General features: G+C 46.3%; 16 protein-coding genes and 1 pseudogene. 16 read left to right on the top strand and 1 reads right to left on the bottom strand.

The annotated features are described in order from the left end of the window. Window positions 1–173: 173 nt before the first annotated feature. The 15 genes and pseudogenes from BBC0122_RS11965 to BBC0122_RS11895 all read left to right on the top strand — a co-directional run bounded on the left by BBC0122_RS11965 (window position 174) and on the right by BBC0122_RS11895 (window position 15,663). Window positions 174–749, top strand: coding sequence for a F0F1 ATP synthase subunit delta (locus BBC0122_RS11965; RefSeq protein ID WP_077994079.1), 576 nt, complete (start codon window positions 174–176; stop codon window positions 747–749). Then, window positions 749–2,278, top strand: a complete 1,530-nt coding sequence (gene atpA / locus BBC0122_RS11960) for a F0F1 ATP synthase subunit alpha (RefSeq protein WP_077994078.1) — start codon at window positions 749–751, stop codon at window positions 2,276–2,278. The genes BBC0122_RS11965 and atpA overlap by 1 nt, the downstream gene beginning before the upstream one ends. A gap of 20 nt (window positions 2,279–2,298) precedes the next feature. Then, complete coding sequence (locus BBC0122_RS11955; protein WP_077994076.1) at window positions 2,299–3,186, top strand: F0F1 ATP synthase subunit gamma; 888 nt, start codon at window positions 2,299–2,301, stop codon at window positions 3,184–3,186. Between the two features lie 18 nt (window positions 3,187–3,204). Further along, a complete protein-coding gene (gene atpD, locus BBC0122_RS11950) occupies window positions 3,205–4,794 on the top strand; it encodes a F0F1 ATP synthase subunit beta (protein WP_077994074.1) in 1,590 nt (529 codons plus the stop codon). A gap of 162 nt (window positions 4,795–4,956) precedes the next feature. Continuing rightward, complete coding sequence (locus BBC0122_RS11945) at window positions 4,957–5,361, top strand: F0F1 ATP synthase subunit epsilon (protein ID WP_077994072.1); 405 nt, start codon at window positions 4,957–4,959, stop codon at window positions 5,359–5,361. 363 nt (window positions 5,362–5,724) lie between these two features. Further along, window positions 5,725–6,012 carry a hypothetical protein gene (locus BBC0122_RS12915; protein ID WP_149866703.1) on the top strand — a complete coding sequence of 96 codons (288 nt, stop codon included), beginning with the start codon at window positions 5,725–5,727 and terminating at the stop codon, window positions 6,010–6,012. Window positions 6,013–6,636: 624 nt separating this feature from the next. Then, window positions 6,637–7,080 carry a MarR family winged helix-turn-helix transcriptional regulator gene (locus tag BBC0122_RS11935; RefSeq protein ID WP_077994064.1) on the top strand — a complete coding sequence of 148 codons (444 nt, stop codon included), beginning with the start codon at window positions 6,637–6,639 and terminating at the stop codon, window positions 7,078–7,080. Beyond that, window positions 7,077–8,726 (top strand): MFS transporter, encoded by a 1,650-nt coding sequence (locus tag BBC0122_RS11930; RefSeq protein ID WP_077994062.1) that lies wholly within the window; start codon window positions 7,077–7,079, stop codon window positions 8,724–8,726. The genes BBC0122_RS11935 and BBC0122_RS11930 overlap by 4 nt, the downstream gene beginning before the upstream one ends. A gap of 31 nt (window positions 8,727–8,757) precedes the next feature. Then, the gene (locus tag BBC0122_RS11925) at window positions 8,758–9,774 is read left to right on the top strand and encodes an HlyD family secretion protein (RefSeq protein ID WP_077994060.1); all 1,017 of its coding nucleotides are present in this window, start codon (window positions 8,758–8,760) and stop codon (window positions 9,772–9,774) included. Between the two features lie 171 nt (window positions 9,775–9,945). Then, window positions 9,946–10,854: a branched-chain amino acid ABC transporter permease gene (locus BBC0122_RS11920; protein WP_077994059.1), complete on the top strand. Its 909-nt coding sequence runs from the start codon at window positions 9,946–9,948 to the stop codon at window positions 10,852–10,854. Between the two features lie 153 nt (window positions 10,855–11,007). Continuing rightward, window positions 11,008–12,423: a high-affinity branched-chain amino acid ABC transporter permease LivM gene (gene livM / locus BBC0122_RS11915; RefSeq protein WP_369805705.1), complete on the top strand. Its 1,416-nt coding sequence runs from the start codon at window positions 11,008–11,010 to the stop codon at window positions 12,421–12,423. Beyond that, window positions 12,423–13,331, top strand: a pseudogene (locus BBC0122_RS11910) (ABC transporter ATP-binding protein); the annotation flags it as partial. The gene livM and the pseudogene BBC0122_RS11910, both read left to right, overlap by 1 nt. Window positions 13,332–13,336: 5 nt before the next feature. After that, window positions 13,337–14,071 (top strand): ABC transporter ATP-binding protein, encoded by a 735-nt coding sequence (locus tag BBC0122_RS11905; RefSeq protein WP_077994054.1) that lies wholly within the window; start codon window positions 13,337–13,339, stop codon window positions 14,069–14,071. A gap of 51 nt (window positions 14,072–14,122) precedes the next feature. Beyond that, entirely contained in the window at window positions 14,123–14,470 is a 348-nt protein-coding gene (locus BBC0122_RS11900; protein WP_077994049.1) for a DUF6867 family protein, read from the top strand. 74 nt (window positions 14,471–14,544) lie between these two features. Further along, window positions 14,545–15,663, top strand: coding sequence for a branched-chain amino acid ABC transporter substrate-binding protein (locus BBC0122_RS11895; protein WP_077994047.1), 1,119 nt, complete (start codon window positions 14,545–14,547; stop codon window positions 15,661–15,663). A gap of 228 nt (window positions 15,664–15,891) precedes the next feature. Here the strand turns inward: BBC0122_RS11895 and BBC0122_RS11890 are convergent, their stop codons facing one another. Beyond that, a complete protein-coding gene (locus BBC0122_RS11890) occupies window positions 15,892–16,194 on the bottom strand; it encodes a hypothetical protein (protein ID WP_077994045.1) in 303 nt (100 codons plus the stop codon). 422 nt (window positions 16,195–16,616) lie between these two features. On the opposite strand from BBC0122_RS11890, the gene ispG reads away from it, so the two are divergent. After that, complete coding sequence (ispG, locus tag BBC0122_RS11885; RefSeq protein WP_077994043.1) at window positions 16,617–17,852, top strand: flavodoxin-dependent (E)-4-hydroxy-3-methylbut-2-enyl-diphosphate synthase; 1,236 nt, start codon at window positions 16,617–16,619, stop codon at window positions 17,850–17,852. The last annotated feature ends 341 nt before the right edge of the window (window positions 17,853–18,193 follow it).

Here is an 18,193-nt window from a genome sequence, read left to right as displayed (position 1 = left end):
TTTTAAAAAGCAGCCTGTTGCGGTGTTGCGAGTCGCAATTGTGTATGCTAGATGGCTATCAACTTTTTAATATTTAAATAGCGGTTGCATACCGACAACGTGAAAAGTTATCTGGCATCACCGAGTTGGCAGTTTTTATGTCAGCTCTCTGCTAAGGGGAAAGACAGGATAGAGTGTCAAAGTCGTCTTCGCTTACATCTGCAGTAGCCGAACGTTATGCTGCTTCACTTTTTGATCTGGCACATGAATCCGACTGTGTCGATGCTGTAGAAAAAGAACTATCTTCATGCCTTTCATCAATCGAATCAAATGACGATTTAAAACGTCTGGTTTTCAGTCCGGTTTTTTCATCTGTCGAACAGGAAAAAGCAGTGGCTGCTTTGTGCAAAGAAGCAGGAATGGACAAAAATAAGGCCAGTCGTTATGTCGCCAATTTTTTATGTGTTGTAGCATCCAACCGGCGGCTTTTTGTATTGCCGGCCATTGTTTCGGCCTACCATGCTATGGCAGCCAAATTCCGCGGAGAAATATCAGCGGAAGTTGTTTCGGCACAACAATTGACTTCAGCTCAGGAAAAAGAGCTGAAAGCAACATTGAAAGGTGTAGCAGGTAAAGATGTAACCCTGCATACAACTGTAAATCCGGATATATTGGGTGGTCTTATCGTCCGACTCGGTTCGCGTCAGATTGATACGTCACTTTTATCGAAATTGTCTTCGCTTAAGCTTGCACTGAAAGAGGTCGGCTGATGGATATTAAACCGTCGGAAATATCTAAAATCCTGAAAAATCAAATCGAAAATTTCGGTAAGGAAGCCGAAGTTTCCGAAGTTGGTCAGGTTCTGTCTGTGGGTGACGGTATCGCCCGTGTTTATGGTCTGGATAACGTTCAGGCCGGTGAAATGGTCGAATTTCCCGGTGGTGTGCGCGGTATGGCGCTCAACCTCGAAACTGATAATGTCGGTGTTGTTATTTTCGGCTCGGACCGCGATATTTGTGAAGGTGATACGGTCAAGCGCACAAAAACCATCGTTGATGTTCCTGTCGGTCCGGAACTTCTTGGCCGTGTCGTCGATGCTTTGGGTAACCCGATTGATGGCAAAGGCCCGATCAATGCCAAAGAACGCCGCCGCGTTGATGTGAAGGCTCCCGGAATTATCCCGCGTAAATCGGTTCATGAGCCGATGTCGACCGGTCTTAAAGCAATTGACGCACTTATTCCGATTGGGCGTGGCCAGCGTGAACTCGTCATCGGCGACCGTCAGACAGGTAAAACGGCAATTCTTCTTGATACATTTCTTAATCAGAAGCCGGCACATGACGAAAATAAAGAAAAAGACAAACTTTATTGCGTCTATGTTGCAGTCGGTCAAAAACGTTCGACCGTTGCGCGCTTTGTCAAGGCTCTGGAAGAACGTGGCGCACTCGAATATTCGATCATTGTTGCTGCCACTGCTTCCGAACCTGCTCCGATGCAGTTTATTGCACCATTTGCCGGTTGTGCAATTGGCGAATATTTCCGTGATAATGGCAAGCATGCATTGATTGGCTATGATGATCTGTCGAAACAGGCTGTGGCCTATCGTCAAATGTCATTGTTGCTGCGCCGTCCGCCGGGGCGTGAAGCTTATCCGGGCGATGTCTTCTATCTGCACTCCCGTTTGCTTGAACGCGCAGCCAAGATGAATGATGCCCATGGTGCGGGTTCGCTAACAGCTCTTCCTGTTATCGAAACACAGGCCAATGACGTTTCGGCCTATATTCCGACCAATGTTATTTCGATTACAGATGGCCAGATATTCCTTGAAACGAATTTGTTCTATCAAGGTATCCGTCCGGCTGTGAATGTCGGTTTGTCGGTTTCGCGTGTTGGTTCTGCTGCCCAGATCAAGGCAATGAAGCAGGTTGCAGGTTCGATCAAAGGTGAACTTGCACAATATCGCGAAATGGCGGCTTTTGCCCAGTTCGGCTCCGATCTTGATGCTTCGACCCAGCGTTTGCTCAATCGTGGTGCACGACTGACCGAGCTGTTGAAACAGCCGCAATTTTCACCGTTGAAGACAGAAGAACAGGTTGTTGTTATTTTTGCCGGTGTTAATGGCTATCTCGACAAGATTGCTGTCAATCAGGTTAGCAAGTTCGAGCAAGGATTTCTGACATTGATGCGGACCGATCACAAGGATATTCTTGATGGTATCCGTAACGAGCAAAAGTTGACAGATGAATTGAAGAATAAGCTTACGACTGTTTTGGAAACTTATTCCAAGAATTTTTCTTGATCTTATGATGGGACGGTTTAATGGCTTCGTTAAAAGATCTTAGAGATCGTATCGCCTCGGTTAAGGCGACGCAGAAAATCACCCGTGCGATGCAAATGGTCGCTGCGGCGAAACTGCGTCGCGCCGAAGAGGCGGCGGAAGCAGCGCGTCCGTATGCGCAACGTATGGCTGCGGTGCTCACCGATCTTGCTTCTCGTATCGGGGCAGAAGATGCACCAAAACTGATGGTGGGAACGGGTAAGGACAATGTCCACCTTCTTATTGTCTGCACGGCGGAGCGCGGGCTTTGCGGTGGTTTCAATTCACAGATTGCCCGTCATGCGATAGAGCATATCAAAGTTCTGCTCGCAGAAGGCAAGACTGTCAAAATTTTGACTGTGGGCAAAAAAGGCTTCGATATTCTGCATCGTGATTTCGGTCAATACATTATCGATCATATCAGCTTGCGTGAAGCCAAACATCTTAACTATTCACACGCCAAAAATATTGCTGAAAAAGTTATCGAATTGTTCAAAAATGGCGAATTTGATGTTTGCACATTGTTCTATTCGGAATTTGTGTCGGTCATCAATCAACAGCCGACAGCCCAGCAACTTGTTCCTGCTCCTACAATTGAAGAGGAAGAAGACATTCAGGAAAAATCTGTTGTTCCTGCCGTTTATATTTATGAACCTGATGCAGCGACAATTCTGGATACGCTTATTCCGCGAAATATCGGAGTGCAGATTTTTCGGGCACTGCTTGAAAACGGGGCCGGAGAAATGGGTGCCAAGATGAGCGCGATGGATAATGCAACGCGTAACGCCGGTGAAATGATCAATAAATTGTCGATCACTTATAACCGTCAACGTCAGGCTCAGATCACGACAGAACTGATAGAAATTATTGCGGGCGCAGAAGCGCTCTAATATGGAAGGTAAGGATCGATGGCAAAAGCGGCGACCCCAAAGACGGCAGCCACAAAGGCTGCGGAAAAGAAAGTAACAGCAAAAGCTGCTGCCAAACCGGCAGCCTCGACAGCTTCAGCTAAAACAGCACCGGCATCTGCCAGTAATAAAGATGCCTATAAGCTTGACACGACAAAAGGTGTTGTCGGGCACGTAACGCAAATCATCGGTGCTGTTGTCGATGTTCAGTTTGACGGGCATTTGCCGAAGATCTTGAATGCGCTTGAAACCGAAAATCTGGGACATCGGCTTGTTCTCGAGGTTGCCCAGCACCTCGGCGAAAATACAGTTCGTACAATTGCAATGGACACCACCGACGGTTTGGTTCGCGGTCAGGAAGTTGTCGATACCGGCGCACCGATCTCGGTTCCAGTCGGCGAAGCAACGCTCGGTCGTATCATGAATGTTATCGGCGAACCGGTTGACGAAGTCGGACCGATCCAATCCGATAAAAAGCGCGCCATTCACCAGCCGGCTCCGGCCTATGTCGATCAATCGACCGAATCGGAAATTCTGGTTACCGGTATCAAGGTGGTTGATCTTCTTGCTCCTTATTCAAAAGGCGGTAAAGTCGGTTTGTTTGGTGGTGCCGGTGTTGGCAAAACAGTTCTGATTATGGAACTCATCAACAATATTGCCAAGGCACATGGTGGCTATTCGGTTTTTGCCGGTGTTGGTGAACGTACCCGTGAAGGTAACGACCTTTATCACGAAATGATCGAAAGCCATGTGAATGTCGATCCGAAAGAGCATAACGGTTCTGCAAAAGGTTCAAAATGTGCTCTGGTTTATGGACAGATGAACGAATCACCGGGTGCCCGCGCCCGTGTTGCACTTTCCGGCTTGACGGTTGCCGAAAGCTTCCGCGATGACGGTCAGGATGTTCTGTTCTTCGTGGATAATATTTTCCGCTTTACCCAAGCCGGTTCGGAAGTTTCCGCTCTTCTCGGCCGTATTCCTTCGGCAGTGGGCTATCAGCCGACTTTGGCAACCGATATGGGTGCTTTGCAAGAGCGTATTACAACAACCAACAAAGGTTCGATCACATCCGTTCAGGCCATTTACGTCCCTGCCGATGACTTGACCGATCCGGCTCCTGCAACATCGTTTGCCCACTTGGATGCGACGACTGTTTTGTCACGTTCGATTGCTGAAAAGGGTATTTACCCCGCTGTCGATCCGCTTGACTCTTCGTCGCGTATGCTTGACCCGCTTGTTGTCGGTGAAGAACACTATAATGTTGCCCGTCAGGTGCAGACTATTCTTCAACGTTATAAATCGCTGCAAGATATTATCGCAATTCTTGGTATGGACGAGTTGTCGGAAGAAGATAAGCTTGTTGTCGCTCGTGCCCGCAAGATCGAACGTTTTCTGTCCCAGCCATTCCACGTTGCCGAAGTGTTCACCGGTTCACCGGGGAAACTGGTTGCCCTTGAAGACACAATCAAAGGCTTTAAAGGACTTTGCGCCGGTGAATATGACTATCTTCCGGAATCGGCTTTCTATATGGTTGGTTCGATCGACGAAGCTGTCGAAAAAGCGCAGCGTCTTGCCGAGCAGGTATCGTAATAAAATTGGTTCTGTCGCCTTTTATATTGGCGACCGAACCGTTTGCAGTGTCTTGCCCGCACGGGAAGATCTAAATTTGCACTGCAAATAGTTTGAAATCTTCAGGTCTTCTGGACTTATGCGGATTTTATCATTTGTCGTTAGTGTAAGGTGACGAAAGATATGGCTAAGACGTTTTTATTTGAACTGGTTTCTCCGGAGCAATTGTTGCTTTCGGAGCAGGCAACAGAAGTTGTCTTGCCGGGAAGTGAAGGCTATATGACCATTCTTCCGGATCACTCTCCTGTTATGACTGCGGTAACCCCCGGAATTATTACTGTAAAATCGGCAACCGGCCAAATGTCTTTTGTTGTTTATGGTGGTTTTGCGGATATAAACCGGAATGGATGTTCTTTGTTGGCCGAGTCGGCGGTATCGCTCGAAAAGTTCGATATAAATGATTTGCAACGGCGTATCAACGAAGCCCGTGATGTCTTCCAGGAAGCCGAGACGGATGAAGCTCGCAATAGAGCAGAAGATTTTCTTCATCAATTGACATCTGTCGAAAATGTTATTTCGACCACCTGATTGGTCGAACTGTTCGGCTAGTCTATCAGAATTTTCAAATTTTACATTTGCGGGGCTACGTCTGTTAGCCCTTTTTTGTTACGTCTGTTAGCCCTTTTTTGGCTTCTTGATATTATAAATTCGGGAAATATTTTTTGAGTTGAAAGTTATTTTATATGTGAATTTGATTGAACTTGTAATTATTATGAGGTTAAAAAAATATATATACTGACTTTAATTTAACAATATAATGATAAATCCGATCTGTTAGCTTAATCCTTTCGTTTCAAGCTCAGTTGTATTAAAAAAAAATAGCGGTAGTCGGCGACGAATTAACTAATATTGTCGATTTCTATGATTGTTTGTTTATCAAAACGAACATCTATGGATATTTTTTCGAGCTTCAATGACAATAGCGTTGTTAGCCTTTTGCAGGCAATTATGCAGCCCGTCATAATCGCGTCACCGATAGACGTGTTTGCAAGAGACGTGTTGACAAGCCATATGTTGGCAAGAGATGCATTTAATAGAAATCTACTTCCCGAAGATGCGCTTGCAAGAGATCTATCTGTCAGGCAAGTGGATGAAAGGGTATCAGAAAAAACGATTAAAATCCTGGCAGCACCAAATAGCTATTGTTCATGGCCGGACACCATCTTTGAAGATCAATAGCGTTCCTTCCGAAACATAAAATTTGAAACAAAATGAACAAAGCCTTGCGGCCGTTACGGATGCAGTTTTTTCTCGAAGCTTGTCAACTTCCAAAAAAAGCACCAATAATGCTGGCACCGGTAAATGTGAGCGTGTGCGGGCAATTGCCAATATACTGGAAATTTTAAAAAATATCGGCCGTTCCGGAAGTCCGGAACGTTCATTTGTATCGAATTTCTTAACGTTAAACACCCGAAACCGGTTTCAATTTTTTATCATCCTGTTTTTGTTTTGACGATTCAAGGCTTTCGGCTAAAACCGTTTCTATCAGGCAATAAAATTCTCGCACAAAAACGTTATTCATCAATCTTTATAGAAAGCTTTTTGAAAGATTGACTCATAAACGCCACAATTATTGGTTGAATGAACAACTTCAATTCTAACCTGTCGTATTTTCAAAATTATCGACTCTGCAAAGACTGAACCATCAGCCCTTTGCAGAATTCGGCCAAGCGTTTCCGGAAATCTTTAAACCGGTTCAACCCTTCGTGAGGAATAAGGAAGTGAATTGCGAACAAATTATTAGACTTATATATGTCGCATCATAATCATTAGCATGCTACATAAAGTCGCGGAATATAAATAATGAAAAACGCCAACCAATCAGTGTTGTTTATTGATTTGCTATTCAAGGTGAGCCGTAAATTGCGGAATCTGTTGGATGCCCGTATCCGTGAACATGGATTGACTTTGGCGCGTGCGCTAACATTATCGGCTTTAAAGGATCAGGACGATTTTTTTCAAAAAAATTTGGCTGAAGAACTGGGAATCGAACATGCGACTTTGGTGCGATTGATCGACGCATTGGAAGAGCAGGGGTTGGTTGTACGCAATGTTGCTGAAGATGACCGCCGCGCCAAACGTGTCACTTTAACGCCGGAGGGGAGGGAAACTGTCGAAGAAATTGAAGCTTATGCTTCTGAACTCAGTCGTGATGTCATGTCCGGCATAAAGGAAACGGGCATTGTCGGGGCAATGGGTGTTCTCCAGCATATCGCCGATGCAGTTGAAAAAGAGGGGCACGCATGAGCACCGGCGTTCTACCACTTCCTGACGACGAACGGGAACCACCGTTTCCAAATCCCGGCAAGATATTTGCCGGACCGGTTCACAAGTGTCTTCTCTATATTTTCGCAGCCAGTCTTCTTCAGTGGGTCTATGGTCTCGGCGCCAATATGGTGCAATCCAACATTACCCAATTGACAGGTTTTTTCCATGCGACGGTTGAAGAAACGACATGGCTTGTCGGTGCTTATATGGCCCCGAATGTCAGTCTTTCCATTTTTCTCATCAAAATACGCAATCAATACGGGTTACGACTGTTTGCAGAATTGTCGATTATCGGCTTTTTATTGACATGTATATTGCATTTGTTTGTCACAAGCTTGCAATCGGCCATTATCATTCGTTTTTTTGCCGGTATCGCCGCCGCACCTATGTCTTCACTTGCTTTTTTCTATATGATCGAAGCATTCGCGCCAGCCAAAAAGCGCACTGTGGGCTTAAGTCTCAACTTGATGAATATCGCCCTTGCGGTTCCTTTATCAAGGCTGGTTTCACCTGCATTGATCGATCATGCCGGCTTTCACGCATTGTTCGCTTTGGAAATGGGGCTTGCGCTTATCGGTTTCGCTTGCATTTTCTATTTGCCGCTAACGCCGATCAAAAGAGCCAAAGTGATCGAGAAGCTGGACTATGTCAGCTACGGACTCATCGCTGTCGGTCTTGGAATTAACGCGGCCATTATGCCGGTTGGAAAATTATATTGGTGGCGCGAAGTATCGTGGATGGGGTGGTGGCTCGCTATTGCCGTTTTCTGCCTTATGCTTGCCTCGGTCATCGAACTGAACCGGAAAAATCCGTTGATTGATCTGCGTTGGCTATTCAGCAAAGAAATGCTTCACATCGCAATTGTTCTTCTCATGTTCAGGATTTTGCTGTCGGAACAGGCGACACTGGCTTCCAATTTTTTCAACCTGTTCGGGCTACTTAATCGCGAAATGGAAGTTATGCACGCCGGAGTGGTGGTTGGCACGGTTCTCGGAGGCCTTTCATGTGCTATATTTTTCAAGCCTGGCCGCGAGGATTTGTTCCACGTCATTGCGCTTATTCTGCTTGCTGGCGGGTCCTTCATGGATAGCCATGCAACCAACCTCACAAGACCGGACCAGATGATATTAAGTCAAGCAATGATTGGCGTTGGCTATGCGTTGTTTTTGCCTCCTTCCATGTCAAAGGGGCTGGCAACGGCTATTGCCAGAGGACCGAATTATATTCTGAGTTTTATTGCCGTCTTTCTGTTTACACAAAATACGGGTGGATTGATGAGTTCGGCGTTTTTCGGCAGTTTGCAAATTGTCTTTGAAAAATATCATTCAAATATCCTCACCCAACAAATTGTGATGAGCAATCCGATTGTAGCAAATGGTGTCAATCAGCTCTCGGATGCCTACGCCCATGTGATCAGCGATCCGGTATTGCGACATAGCGAGGGGCTTGCGGCATTAGCAAAAAGGTCGACACTCGAGGCCAATGTTCTGGCTTATAATGATGTGTTCCGCCTTTATTCATGTATCGCTCTTATTGTTCTGGTGATGTTGCTCATCAGAATGGCTTTGCGTGGATATAAAAATTTTCGTGACAAACAAGTCCAGTTATCGACACAAACAGCCTGAAAAACAGGCGCTAAAATGCGGATGAAAGAGAATGATAAGGTTTTTACGTTCAAAAGCAACGGCTGTTTCCATTATCGCCGGTATTTGCGGGATATTGCTGATATTATGGGCATGGCAATTGCCGCCCTTTATCAGCAGTATCGAAACCACAGATAATGCTTATGTTAAAGGCTTTGTGACGATGATTAGCCCGCAAGTGGCGGGCAATATATCAAGCGTGAAAATCCAGGATTACGAGCGTGTCAAAGAAGGCCAATTGCTTTTTGAAATAGAAGATCGCATTTTCAAACAGAGATTAGATCAGGCCGTTGCCACACTGGATTCAAAGAAGGCAGCATTGGCAAGTTCTTTTCAGCAGGAAGAATCAGCAAAAGCCGATATACGTTCGGCCGAAGCTGCCTTCACCAAATCGGAACTCAATTGGAAACGTGTCGAACCGTTGACACAACGCGGTGTATCTTCGCAAAGCAGCGAGGATTCGGCCCGCGCCGACCGTGACCAGAAAAGTGCGGAACTGGAAGTCAAAGTACAAGCTTTGAAGAAAATTCTTGTCGATCGCGAAGGTTTGAAGGCCGATGTCGAAAGTGCGGAAGCTGCCGTCGAACTTGCACAAATAGACTTAGATCATACGAAGATCTACTCCCCGCGTGACGGGCGCGTTGGCGAAGTTGGTGCAAAACTCGGACAATATGTAACGGCAGGAACCCAGCTTCTGGCAGTGGTTCCCGACGATGTCTGGATTGTCGCCAACTACAAAGAAACGCAATGTGCCAATATGAAAATCGGCCAACCTGTGGTGTTCTCGGTCGACGCATTGGATGGCTATAAATTGAAAGGTCATGTTTCCCGCTTTTCACCGGCTGCGGGTTCGGAATTTGCTGTTCTGAAGCCGGATAATGCAACAGGCAATTTCACCAAAGTTGCCCAACGTATTCCGGTGCGTATCGAAATAGATCCGGATCAGCAATATGTTGACAAGCTTATCCCCGGTATGTCGGTCATTCCCCATGTTGATACATCTGTCGATCCGCAAAGCCATGGAAAATAACAGATCATATTGAAACGGCTTCTTTCGTTTCATCTTCCGGCGACTTTTAGAAAATTTAAAAAAAGCTATGAAACGGTGGCGGATTGCGTTAATTCGTAATCCTGCCATTTGCTTTCGGCTTGACAGTTGGTATTGTGAAATTAGAAAAATAACATAGGGAACATACACTCGATGGATTATTTTTTTCAGCAACTGATAAACGGAGTTGCTCTTGGGGCTATTTATGGGCTGATCGCCATTGGCTACACGATGGTCTATGGTATATTGGGCATGATTAATTTTGCCCATGGTGATGTGTTCATGATCGGCGCGTTCATTGCAATGATCGTTTTTATGATGTTGTTGACATTGCCTGCGGCTGTACCGATTGCCCTGGCACTTCTGATTATGTTGATTGTCTCCATGGTTTTCACCTCTGTGTGGGCGTGGGTTATCGAACGTGTAGCCTATCGGCCGTTGCGCGGCTCTTTCCGTCTTGCGCCATTGATTACCGCCATTGGCATGTCGTTTGTTTTGCGCAATTTCGTTCAGGTCGAACAGGGGCCACGGAACAAGCCTATTCCGGAAATGATAAGTGGCGGTTTTGTAATTCCCGGAACCGATGTTTTTGTTTTGAACAAGCAGCTTCTGGTCGTCGTGGTGACCGCAGTTCTCCTTTTCATTTTTTCCCATATTGTTAGCAAAACGCCGCTTGGCCGCGCTCAACGGGCTGTCGAACAAGATGGTAAAATGGCAGCACTTTTGGGTATCAACGTTGATCGTGTTATTTCTATAACGTTCATTATGGGTGCAGCGCTTGCAGCGATTGCCGGAACGCTTTACCTCATGAATTACGGCCAAATCCATTTTGCCGACGGTTTTATTCCGGGCATCAAAGCTTTCACTGCTGCGGTTCTTGGCGGTATCGGGTCTTTGCCCGGTGCGGTTCTTGGCGGCCTTCTTATAGGTTTGACCGAAGCATTATGGCAAACCTATTTTCCGCCTGAATATAAAGACGTCGCAGTCTTTCTCATTCTTGCAATTGTTCTTGTCTTTATGCCATCCGGTATTCTTGGACGGCCAGAAGTTGAAAAGGTCTAGACGGCGGCCATGACCCAGATGAAATCCTTGCCAAATACCGGAAAAGTCGACATTGTCCGAGCCTTTCGCGAAGGTCTGATAACAGCGTTTATCGCCTTGTTGCTATTTGCCTTTATCGTCGGTTTCAGGGCTGATCTCAATTTGAAAAACGAGATGACGCTAACGCCGCAAATCGGCTATCTCATCAATTATGTGATTATTGCCGGCGTCGGGCGTTTTACGTGGTGTCTGTTTGGAGGCGGCACGAAAGGTGCGGTTTTTGCAATTGTTCCTTCGGTCATCCTGTTTGTCGCCTATCGTGCGTGGCTTTATTATGAAGACGCATCTGCCCAATCGACTTATAATCTGTCAGCTCAGGCACATCAGCTCTTGATTACGGGAATTGTGCTCGTTGTTTTTGTTCTGCTTGCCTTTATTTTTCTTTATGCCAAAGGGCTTCAACAAGCGATCAGAATAACAGTAAGAGAGGTAACACCCGGCTTTCAGAAATATGCGCCCGGATGTATTCTTGCTTTATTACTCGTATATCCGTTTTTTATTACAACCTTTGTGGTCGACAATCTGGCGCAGTCACAAAAATGGATTGATAATTATGCGATCCAGATTTTGATTTATGTGATGCTTGCATGGGGGCTTAATATCGTTGTCGGCCTCGCCGGACTGCTTGATTTGGGTTATGTTGCCTTTTATGCAGTGGGAGCCTATACGGTTGCGCTCCTTGGCAACCATTTCGGTTTTTCATTCTGGCTGTGTTTGCCTTTGGCAGGTATTTTTGCCGCCCTTTGGGGAATGATGCTGGGGTTTCCGGTATTAAGATTACGCGGCGATTATCTGGCTATTGTTACTCTGGCCTTTGGTGAAATTATCCGCACAATCTTGCAAAACTGGACGCCGGTTACCGGTGGAGCTGCGGGACTGTCGGTACAAAAAGCAACCTTCTTCGGTATTCCTTTCACCAAGGGTGATGGTGGTTTTGCCGCATTTTTCGGGCTGAATTTTCAGGCCGCCCATTATAAGATATTTCTTTATTACGTCATTCTTGTCATGGTGGTCATAACGGCGTGGGTTGTCGTGAGATTGCGCCGCCTACCCATCGGACGGGCATGGGAAGCTTTGAGAGAAGATGAAATTGCCTGCCGTTCGCTCGGCATCAATACCGTCACAACAAAATTGACAGCGTTTTCTATTGGCGCAATGTTTGGTGGTTTTGCCGGTGCATTTTTTGCAGCAAGGCAAGGGCGCGCCGATTATACCAGTTTTATTTTCGATGAATCGGCCATTATTCTGGCAATCGTTGTGCTCGGTGGCATGGGTTCACTTGGCGGAATAGCTGTTGCCGCCGCCGTCATGATCGGCGGTACCGAATTGCTTCGTGATGTTCCCGCCCTGCAAATGATATTCGGGCCCGATTTCGACCCGCCGCAATATCGTATGTTGTGGTTTGGTCTGGCTATGGTGTTTGTTATGGTGTGGAAGCCGCGAGGCTTTGTCGGCAAGCGCGAGCCGAGTGCTTTTCTGAAAGTGAAGAAAGCTGTTTCAGGTGATTTTACAAAAGAAGGAAACGGCTGATGGCTGACGATAATACCCTTCTTCAGATCGAACATTTGCGGATGCAATTTGGCGGTCTTGTTGCTGTTGATGATTTGAGCTTCAATGTCGAGCGGGGAAAAATAACAGCGCTGATCGGGCCGAATGGTGCAGGTAAAACAACTGTTTTTAACTGTATTACCGGCTTTTATCGCCCGACTGGCGGAATGCTTTCTCTCCACACAAACGAAGGAAAAACGTTTCTGTTGGAGCGACTTGCCGATTACGAGATTACCAAGAAAGCAAAAGTTGCCCGTACGTTCCAGAATATACGTCTGTTCACCGGTTTGACGGTTCTCGAAAATCTGCTTGTCGCACAGCATAACGAGTTGATGCGCGCTTCCGGTATGACCGTGCTTGGTCTGTTCGGCTTTCCTTCCTATAAGCGGGCAGCCAAAGAGGCGATCAAAAAGGCGGAAATCTGGCTTGAAAAAATCAATCTCGTCAATCGTGCGGATGATCCTGCGGGTGATCTCCCTTATGGAGACCAGCGGCGTCTGGAAATTGCACGGGCAATGTGCACCGAGCCGCAACTTCTATGTCTTGATGAACCGGCAGCCGGTCTCAACCCGAAAGAATCGCTGGAACTCAATGATTTGCTTTTGAATATACGTGATGTCGAGCACACATCGGTGCTGCTTATCGAGCACGATATGTCGGTGGTGATGGAAATATCCGATCACGTTGTTGTTCTCGAATACGGGTCGAAAATTGCCGATGGCACGCCGGAAATGGTTAAAAACGATCCGAAGGTTATTGCAGCCTATCTTGGCGTTGACGAGGATGAGGCGGCTTCCGGTGAGGTTACGTCCGGCGGGGAGATAACGGGAAGTGTTGAAATCTCCGAAACAGAAATCATTTCTGCCGACTTGCAGGAACAAGAGGAAAAGCGTTCATGAGTAGCGATGCACCAGAACTCCTTAAAGTCGAAAATATCGAAACTTATTACGGTGCTATTCAGGCTCTAAAAGGTGTGAGCGTCGAAGTCCGGCAGGGCGAAATTGTTACGCTCATTGGTGCCAATGGTGCCGGTAAATCGACATTGATGATGACGATATTCGGTAAGCCGCGTGTAAGGTCGGGTCAAATTTTCTTCGAGGGGCGCGATATTACCTATATGGAAACGCACGAAATTGCGAGATTACGTATAGCGCAATCGCCGGAAGGGCGGCGGATTTTTCCACGTATGACCGTGCTTGAAAACCTCCAGATGGGCGCAAGTATCGACAACCTCAAATATTTTGACGAGGATGTCGAGAAAATGTTCACATTATTTCCGCGTTTGAAAGAACGTTTGCAGCAGCGCGGTGGTACTTTGTCAGGCGGCGAACAACAAATGCTGGCAATAGCGCGTGCTCTGATGTCCCGCCCGCGGCTTCTTTTGCTTGATGAACCGTCATTGGGGCTGGCTCCTCTCATTGTCAAACAGATATTCGATGCGATCAAAGTACTGAACGAGGAAACAGGACTGACCGTTTTTCTGGTCGAACAGAATGCTTTCGGAGCATTGAAACTTGCCCATCGCGGCTATGTTCTTGTGAATGGTGCTGTTACAATGAGCGGAACAGGCGCGGAATTGCTGGCTGATCCGAAAGTCAGGGCAGCCTATCTTGAAGGTGGCCGACACTAATTGAAGTCTTCAAAAAACAATTGTCGTTATTTGAAGTTTTAGGGAGAAAAAATGCAAGGTATCATCTACGAAGAGTCATCGCTTTTTGTCTTTATTCTGGTGACCGTAATCCTCGGTGGCTGGGCTGCATGGATGACAGGGCGTGCCTGTGCATTGACCTGGCACGGACTGAAAGTAGCACTCGTTTCAATGGTACCGCTGGCGGCCGCCATCCGCTTCATCCATTATATTCCCCCCTTTAACGGGACGCTATTATCGCTTCATTATTATCTTGTCGATCTTGTCGTTTTGCTGATTTTTGCAAGCCTCGGTTTCCAGTTTACCCGAACCAACCAGATGGTTCGCCAATATAGTTGGCTTTACAAGAAATCGTCGCCTTTTAGCTGGCACAAGAAATAAGCTTTTCTTTGATGTTGTCTGGAAAAAATACTTTGGATGTTTTACAACTTATGAAGAAAAAGAGGAGAACGGAAATGAAGAAGGCTTTACTGACAACTGTTGCGGCGATCGGTCTTGGTGCGTTCATGAACAGCGCCTGGGCCGATATTAAAATCGGTGTGGCGATTCCGGCTACGGGACCAAGTGCGGCAATTGGCGCACAAATTCAACACGGTGCGGAAATGGCCGTTAAAAATATCAATGACAAGGGAGGAGTAAAAGGCGAAAAGCTTGTTATTGAAATTGTCGATGATGCATCCGACCCCAAACAGGCTGTTTCGGGCGCAAATAAGCTTGCCGGTGACGGCGTGGAATTTGTTGTCGCACACTATAATTCAGGGGCCGCTCTTCCGGCAGCCACTGTTTATGATGAAAACGGAATGCTGGCAATTTCAGCCGGTGTTACCAATCCGAAATTGACGGAATCGGGCTATCCGCTACAGTTTCGTGTTTGCGGCCGTGACGACCAGCAAGGTTCATTTGCCGGTGAATTCATAAAAAAACATGTTCCTGATCCGAAGGTCATGATTATCCACGACAAAACCGCTTATGGAATTGGTATTGCCGAAGAGGTTAAAAAGACACTGAACAAGCTTGGCGTTACCGAATTGAGCTTTGACGGTGTCAATGTCGAAGATAAGGATTTTTCGGCGATTATCGCAAAAATGAAGCAGAGTGGCGCGAATGTTGTCTATTTCGGCGGGCTTTATACACCGGCCGGATTGATGTTGCGCCAAATGGCGGAACAGAAGGTTAAACCTGTCTATATCGGTGGGGATGCTTTTGCCAGCAATGAACTTGCGGCGACTGCCCAAGATGCCGTTATCGGCGTTATGAACACTTTCAACGCCGATCCGCGTGCCAATAAGGATAATGACGAATTGGTAAAAACCTTCAGGGCAAGCGGATTTGAACCGGAAGCATTCACGCTTTATTCCTATGCGGTTGTGCAACTTATTGCCGAAGGCATTGAAACCCAAGGACAAAACCCGCAAAAAGTGGCTCAATACCTGAAAACAAAAGGACCCTTCAAAACCGTGCTCGGACCTTTGGATTTTACCGAGAAAGGCGATCCGAAAGAGGGTGGTTTTGTTATGAACCGTTGGTATAAGGCTCCGGACGGAAGCTATAATTATTCCGAAGTCAAGGATTGAAAAATAAAGTCGGAAAAGAACTAAAGTAAGCCAAAAGAGCTGAAAGCGACTGGAAGATAAAAAAGCGCGTTTAACGCGCTTTTTATTTACTTCTATCTTCATTACACGATCAGATATGACCAATCGGACCTTTTGAATGTGCCGCTCATTTTAAAAATTTGTTTCTCAACTCTTAGTGAGACAAATTTTATTCAAACACATATGCAATCCGATTTTTTATCGTTCCGGTTATTTACGTCGTAACAAGAAATAAGCTGCAACGCCCAGAACACCGACAACTGCCAAAGCAGTCTTCGGATAATTTTTTGTCTGCTTTGTGATATAGTGGGCTTGCTCGCCAACGACATCAAGCGCCTGACGGCCTTTGTCTTTTATTGTTTCGGCAATTTCACCGGTATTCTCGAAAAAACCATCACCCTTCGTTAAAGGTTGTTTCAGCGATTGTGTCAGTGATTGAAGCTCGGATTTCAGATCTTGAATGCGTTTTTCGATTTTTTCTTTTGTGTCACTGCCGTTTAATACATTAAACATTGTTTTCTCCTTGCGCTTGAAGCCCCGTATAAGTCGAACACAAGGCCGGGAATTTCCACGTCTAAGAATAGATCACGTATAAGAATAGATAATGCAAAAATATGTTCCTTCCAGTGTAAAGTAACAGGTAGAGCCGGTATTTTTCGTAAAGAAAAATTTCGCGGGCTTATGGGAGGAAAAATACAAGGCTTTGCAGGAGGGAAAATAATTGTCGGATAAAGTGCGGAAATTGTGCGATAAACGATCTGCCATGTCATATATATAGTTATATATAAAAATGATGATTGATAAAAACGGGAATGTGAATCATCAAAAAAGTGAAAAGCTTTTTTAATTTCCGGTTGGGAAAATGCCGCTATAACAGTTATAAAGGGGCGATGTGTTTATCCCGACCGTTCAATGAAAAGAGACATCATCCGAAAATGAACAAGCACGAATATTTTTCAAAACCGTTTCCGCGCCGCAAGTCTGTTGCCGTCAATGTTGGCGGTGTCATGGTGGGGGGGAACAATCCGGTTGTCGTGCAATCAATGACGAATACGGATACGGCAGATGTAGATGCTACAGTAGCGCAGGTTGCAGCACTGGCAAAAGCGGGCTCCGAACTGGTACGCATCACTGTCGATCGGGATGAATCGGCAGCCGCCGTGCCAAGAATTAGAGAACGGCTCGATAATCTTGGAATTACAGTTCCGCTCATCGGCGATTTTCATTATATCGGCCACAAATTATTGGCCGAATATCCCGATTGTGCGAAAGCCTTGGCAAAATACCGCATCAATCCGGGCAATGTCGGGTTTCGCGAAAAACGTGATAAACAATTCAGTGAAATTATCGAATTTGCAATCCGCTATGACAAGCCGGTACGGATCGGCGTGAACTGGGGTTCGCTCGATCAGGAATTGCTCACGCGTTTAATGGATGAAAATGCCGAAAAAGGTGGCCCTCTCTCGACCGACGAGGTTATGCATGAAACGGTGGTGCAATCTGCACTTATTTCTGCGCATCTTGCTGAAGAAATCGGCCTTGGTCGCGATAAAATCATTCTTTCGGCTAAAGTCAGTCAGGTGCAAGATCTCGTTGCCGTTTATACCATGTTGGCCGAGCGCTGCGATTATGCTTTGCATCTGGGGCTTACCGAAGCCGGTATGGGGACGAAAGGTGTTGTTGCCTCTTCAGCAGCTCTAGGTATTTTGCTGGAACAGGGAATTGGCGATACGATTCGTATTTCTTTGACACCGGAACCGGGTGGTGACCGCCGCCGTGAAGTGCAGGTTGCCCAAGAGCTTTTGCAGGTCATGGGATTCAGGCAATTTATACCGACTGTTGCCGCTTGCCCCGGTTGCGGGCGTACCACCTCGACAGTATTTCAGGAACTCGCGCAGAAAATACAGGGTGATATTCGTAAAAACATGCCGGTCTGGCGGGAAAAATATCCCGGTGTCGAAACGCTTAATGTTGCTGTCATGGGGTGTATCGTCAACGGGCCAGGGGAATCAAAACATGCCAATATCGGTATTTCGCTTCCCGGTACCGGCGAAATGCCGGCAGCCCCAGTTTTTATTGACGGGAAAAAGGTAAAAACATTACGTGGCGCGAATATTGCGGCTGAATTCGAGCAGATGGTTGCCGACTATATCGAGGAACGTTTCAAATAGATTTGCGATCGTCAATTCAAAAACCATGAAGTTGACACTTGAAACGGGTGTCCAACTTTGAAGGGTGCGTTTTTCGCGTGAGTTTTTCAAACAGCAAAAAAGTCGTTTGCTTTTTGTCGTCATCAAAAACGATGAAAAGCCCGGTTTACCTATTTCAGGGTTGAAAGAGCTTGAACGCGTTTAAAAATTCAAAATGTTTTAAAAGCTTTGTTGGAATGAAAAAATGTGCTTCGCCCGATAAAGCCGGAAACCGGAGAGTTAAGGAAGGCAGATCACGGAAGAGCTGGAACGGTTGCCCTTTAAGCGGAAGCGATTGTTTTTGAACGTGTCGCCTATCGGAG

The sequence above is a fragment of the Ditibartonella choladocola genome, assembly GCF_002007565.1.
Classification (GTDB): domain Bacteria; phylum Pseudomonadota; class Alphaproteobacteria; order Rhizobiales; family Rhizobiaceae; genus Bartonella; species Bartonella choladocola.
This window is presented reverse-complemented; position numbering and strand designations above follow the sequence as displayed.

Excerpts from the sequence above, each read along its gene's own strand:
- ispG (WP_077994043.1), top strand. The coding sequence starts at position 16,617 with ATGAACAAGCACGAATATTTTTCAAAACCGTTTCCGCGCCGCAAGTCT.
- BBC0122_RS11900 (WP_077994049.1), top strand. The coding sequence starts at position 14,123 with ATGCAAGGTATCATCTACGAAGAGTCATCGCTTTTTGTCTTTATTCTG.
- BBC0122_RS11925 (WP_077994060.1), top strand. The coding sequence starts at position 8,758 with ATGATAAGGTTTTTACGTTCAAAAGCAACGGCTGTTTCCATTATCGCC.
- BBC0122_RS11945 (WP_077994072.1), top strand. The coding sequence starts at position 4,957 with ATGGCTAAGACGTTTTTATTTGAACTGGTTTCTCCGGAGCAATTGTTG.
- BBC0122_RS11890 (WP_077994045.1), bottom strand. The coding sequence starts at position 16,194 with ATGTTTAATGTATTAAACGGCAGTGACACAAAAGAAAAAATCGAAAAA.
- BBC0122_RS11955 (WP_077994076.1), top strand. The coding sequence starts at position 2,299 with ATGGCTTCGTTAAAAGATCTTAGAGATCGTATCGCCTCGGTTAAGGCG.
- BBC0122_RS11905 (WP_077994054.1), top strand. The coding sequence starts at position 13,337 with ATGAGTAGCGATGCACCAGAACTCCTTAAAGTCGAAAATATCGAAACT.
- livM (WP_369805705.1), top strand. The coding sequence starts at position 11,008 with ATGACGCTAACGCCGCAAATCGGCTATCTCATCAATTATGTGATTATT.
- BBC0122_RS11935 (WP_077994064.1), top strand. The coding sequence starts at position 6,637 with ATGAAAAACGCCAACCAATCAGTGTTGTTTATTGATTTGCTATTCAAG.
- atpD (WP_077994074.1), top strand. The coding sequence starts at position 3,205 with ATGGCAAAAGCGGCGACCCCAAAGACGGCAGCCACAAAGGCTGCGGAA.
- BBC0122_RS11895 (WP_077994047.1), top strand. The coding sequence starts at position 14,545 with ATGAAGAAGGCTTTACTGACAACTGTTGCGGCGATCGGTCTTGGTGCG.
- BBC0122_RS11930 (WP_077994062.1), top strand. The coding sequence starts at position 7,077 with ATGAGCACCGGCGTTCTACCACTTCCTGACGACGAACGGGAACCACCG.
- BBC0122_RS11920 (WP_077994059.1), top strand. The coding sequence starts at position 9,946 with ATGGATTATTTTTTTCAGCAACTGATAAACGGAGTTGCTCTTGGGGCT.
- BBC0122_RS12915 (WP_149866703.1), top strand. The coding sequence starts at position 5,725 with ATGGATATTTTTTCGAGCTTCAATGACAATAGCGTTGTTAGCCTTTTG.
- atpA (WP_077994078.1), top strand. The coding sequence starts at position 749 with ATGGATATTAAACCGTCGGAAATATCTAAAATCCTGAAAAATCAAATC.